The 3,409-nt window shown below is 76.4% G+C and carries 1 protein-coding gene; it reads right to left on the bottom strand.

Annotated features, from left to right (window positions below):
• A partial coding sequence (locus AWZ10_RS31660; protein ID WP_159058416.1) for an SDR family NAD(P)-dependent oxidoreductase occupies window positions 1-3,409 on the bottom strand: 3,409 nt, incomplete at both ends.

Genomic DNA, 3,409 nt, shown 5'->3' with positions numbered 1-3,409 from the left:
GCGGCAGGGCACCGGCCGCGGCCAGCTCCCGCAGGCGGCGCGGCTCCCACCGGGTGGGCAGCAGCGCCGCCTCCGGCCGGGTGAGCGCCGCGTCCAGCAGCGCCAGCCCCTGCTCGGAGGCGAGCGGGAGGATGCCGGCCTTCGCCATACGGGCCAGATCCCGTTCGCCCAGCTGCGCGGTCAGGCCACTGGCCTCCTCCCAGAAGCCCCAGCCCAGCGCGTGCGCGGGCAGGCCCTGGGCACGCCGGTGCGCGGCAAGGGCGTCCAGGAACACGTTCGCCGCCGCGTAGTTGCCCTGGCCGGCCGCTCCGAGCGTGCCCGCCATGGACGAGAACAGCACGAACGCCGCCAGCGGCAGCTCGCGGGTCAGTTCGTGCAGATGCCAGGCGCCGTCCGCCTTCGGCCGCAGCACGGCGTCGAGGCGCTCCGGCGTCAGCGACTCCACGACGGTGTCGTCGAGGGCGCCCGCCAGGTGCACCACACCCGTCAGCGGGTGCGCCGCGTCGATGCCGTTCAGCAGGTCCGCGACCGCCGCCCGGTCCGCCACGTCGCAGGCCACGACCCGTACGTCGGCGCCGAGTTCGGTCAGATCGGCGTCCAGCCGCCGCGCGGCGGGCGCGTCGGGGCCCCGGCGGCTGGTCAGCACCAGGTGCCGCACGCCGTGCGCGCTCACCAGGTGCCGGGCCACCAGCGCGCCCAGCGTTCCGGTGCCGCCGGTGACGAGCACCGTGCCCTCCGGCGCGAGCGGACGACCGCCCTCGGCGGGTTCCGTCACGGCCTCGGCCGCCACCGCGAGCCGGGGCACGAGCACCTCGCCCGCCCGCAGCGCGAACTGCGTCTCCGTGTCGAACGGCACACCGGCCGGCAACGGCCGAGCGTCCCCGTCACCGGCTGAAGCCTCGCCCCTGGGCAGGTCCAGCAGCGCGAAACGGCCCGGATGCTCCGTCTGCGCCGACCGCACCAGACCCCACACGGCAGCCGTGGCCGGGTCCGGGGCACCCGCGCCGGCGTCGACCGCACCCCGGGTGACAACGACCAGACGGGACGCGGTGAACCGCTCCCCGGCCAGCCACTCCTGGAGCGTGGCGAGGGCCGACGCCGTCACCCGCCGTGTCTCGGCGGTCGGTTCGGCCGAGGCGTCCGCTTCTACCGGCACGAACACCACCGGCGGGACGTCGTCGTCCGCCCCCGCGAGCTCCTCCAGACCGGCACAATGCCGCACCGACCAGCCCGCGCCGTCCAGCGCGGACGTCACCGGCCCGGTCGCGGAGCCCACGACCGCGCACTCCACCGGCGATCCGGCCGGGGCCGTCGGCACGGCCGTCCAGTCCAGCCGGTGCAGCGCGCCACCGCGCGAAGCACCGTCGGCAAGCTTGCCCGCGGCGATCTCCCGGGACTCCAGCACCGCGATCGAGGCGACCGGGCGGCCCGACGCGTCGGCCACCTCGACGGTGACCTCCGCCCCGCCCGCCGCGGGCGCGATCCGCACCCGGACCGTCGTCGCGCCCCGCGCGTGCAGTTCGGCACCGCGCACCCGGGCAACACCCCGCGGCCGCCCGTCGGCGGCGGCCTCCTGGTGCCACAGCGGGTGCAGCGCCGCTTCCAGCAGCACCGGATGCAGCACGAACGCACCGGCGTCCGCGTGCAGGTCCTGCGCCAGCTCGGCCTCGGCGAACAACTCGTCGCCGCGCCGCCAGGCGGCCCGTACGGACCGCAGCACCGGGCCGAGCTCCAGGCCGCCGTCCGCCGACGCCTCGTACCACTCGTCCACGGCGACGGGCTGCGCCTTCGGGGGCGGCCAGGCCGCCAGATCGAAGGAGGGCGCTCCCGCCGCCCGGCCCAGCGTCCCGGAGGCGTGGTGGACCCACGCGTCCTCGGCCGCGCCCTCGGCGCGGGAGTACACGTCGACCGGACGGCCCCCGGACGTGGACTCCTCGCCCACGACCACGTGCAGATGCACCCCGTCGCCCGGTCCGCCCGCACCCTCGGGGAGCACCAGCGGCTCGTGCAGCGCGAGGTCCTCGATCCGGTCGAGGCCGGCCCTGTCCCCGGCCTGGGCTACCAACTCCAGGAACGCGGCGTCCGGCAGCACCGTCCGCCCGTGCACCCGCCTCTCGCCCAGCCAGGGCTGCGCGGCCGTCGACAGCCTGCCGGTGAGCACCACCGACCCGGAGCGCGGCGACGTCACCTCGGCGGCGAGCAGCGGGTGACCGAGGGCACCCAGGCCGACGGCGCCCGCGTCCCGCACCGCCGGCTTCGGCGGCAACCAGTACCGCTGCCGCTGGAACGGGTAGGTGGGCAACTCCGCGTGTTCGGCGGCCGGCAGCAGCGCGGCCCAGTCGACGCGGACGCCCGCGGCGTACGCCTCCGCCAGCGACAGCACGAACCGCTCGGGTCCGCCCTCACCACGCCGCAGCGTCCCCACCGCGACGGCGTCCGCCCCGGCGTCCTGCACCGTGTCCTGCACCCCCATGATCAGGGCCGGGTGCGGGGACACCTCGAGGAACAGCCCGTATCCGTCGGCGAGCAGCGCCCGCGTGGCCTCCTCGAACCGCACGGTCTCCCGCAGGTTGCGGCTCCAGTAGGCCGCGTCCAGACCGCTGGTGGCGATCGGCGCGCCGGTCACCGCCGAGTAGAAAGCGACCGAGGTGTCCCGCGGCGCCAGCTCGGACAGCTGCGCCTGCAGCTCGGGCAGCAGCGGGTCCATGTGGCGGCTGTGCGAGGCGCACGAGGCGTTCAGCCGACCGCAGACGATGTCGTCGTCGTCGAGTTCGATCAGCAGGTCGACGATCGCGTCGGTGTCGCCGGACACCGTCACCGAGCGCGGCGTGTTCACGGCGGCCACGGCGATGCGCTCGCCGTAGCCCGCGATGCGCTCACGGAGCTCGGCCAGCGGCAGCTCGACGAACGCCATCTCGCCGCCGCCCCCGTCGCGGTGCAGCGCGCGGCTGCGCAGCGCGATGATGCGGGCCCCCTCCTGGAGCGTGAGCGCCCCCGCGACCACGGCCGCGGCGACCTCGCCCTGGCTGTGCCCGACCACCGCGTCCGGCTCCACGCCCAGCTCACGCCAGACCGCCGCCAGCGACACGAACATCGTGAACAGTGCCGGCTGCGCGATGTCGATGCGCTCCAGCGGGTAGTCGGCGGAGGGCAGTTCACCGCGCAGCAGTTCCCGAACGGACCAGCCGGTCACCGGCGCGAAGGCCGCGTCGCAGGCGGCGACAGTCTCCTCGAACGCCGGGCTGCGCTCCAGCATCTCCCGGCCCATGGCGTGCCACTGGCTGCCCTGCCCGGAGAAGACGAACACGGTCCGGTCCGGCACGGTCGCGGTGCCCTGCACGACCCCCGGCACGGGTTCCCCCGCCGCCAGCGCCGCGAGCCGCTCGCGCAGCTCGCCGCGGCCCCCGCC

The organism is Streptomyces europaeiscabiei, from assembly GCF_001550375.1.
GTDB classification, from domain to species: domain Bacteria; phylum Actinomycetota; class Actinomycetes; order Streptomycetales; family Streptomycetaceae; genus Streptomyces; species Streptomyces europaeiscabiei.
This window is presented reverse-complemented; position numbering and strand designations above follow the sequence as displayed.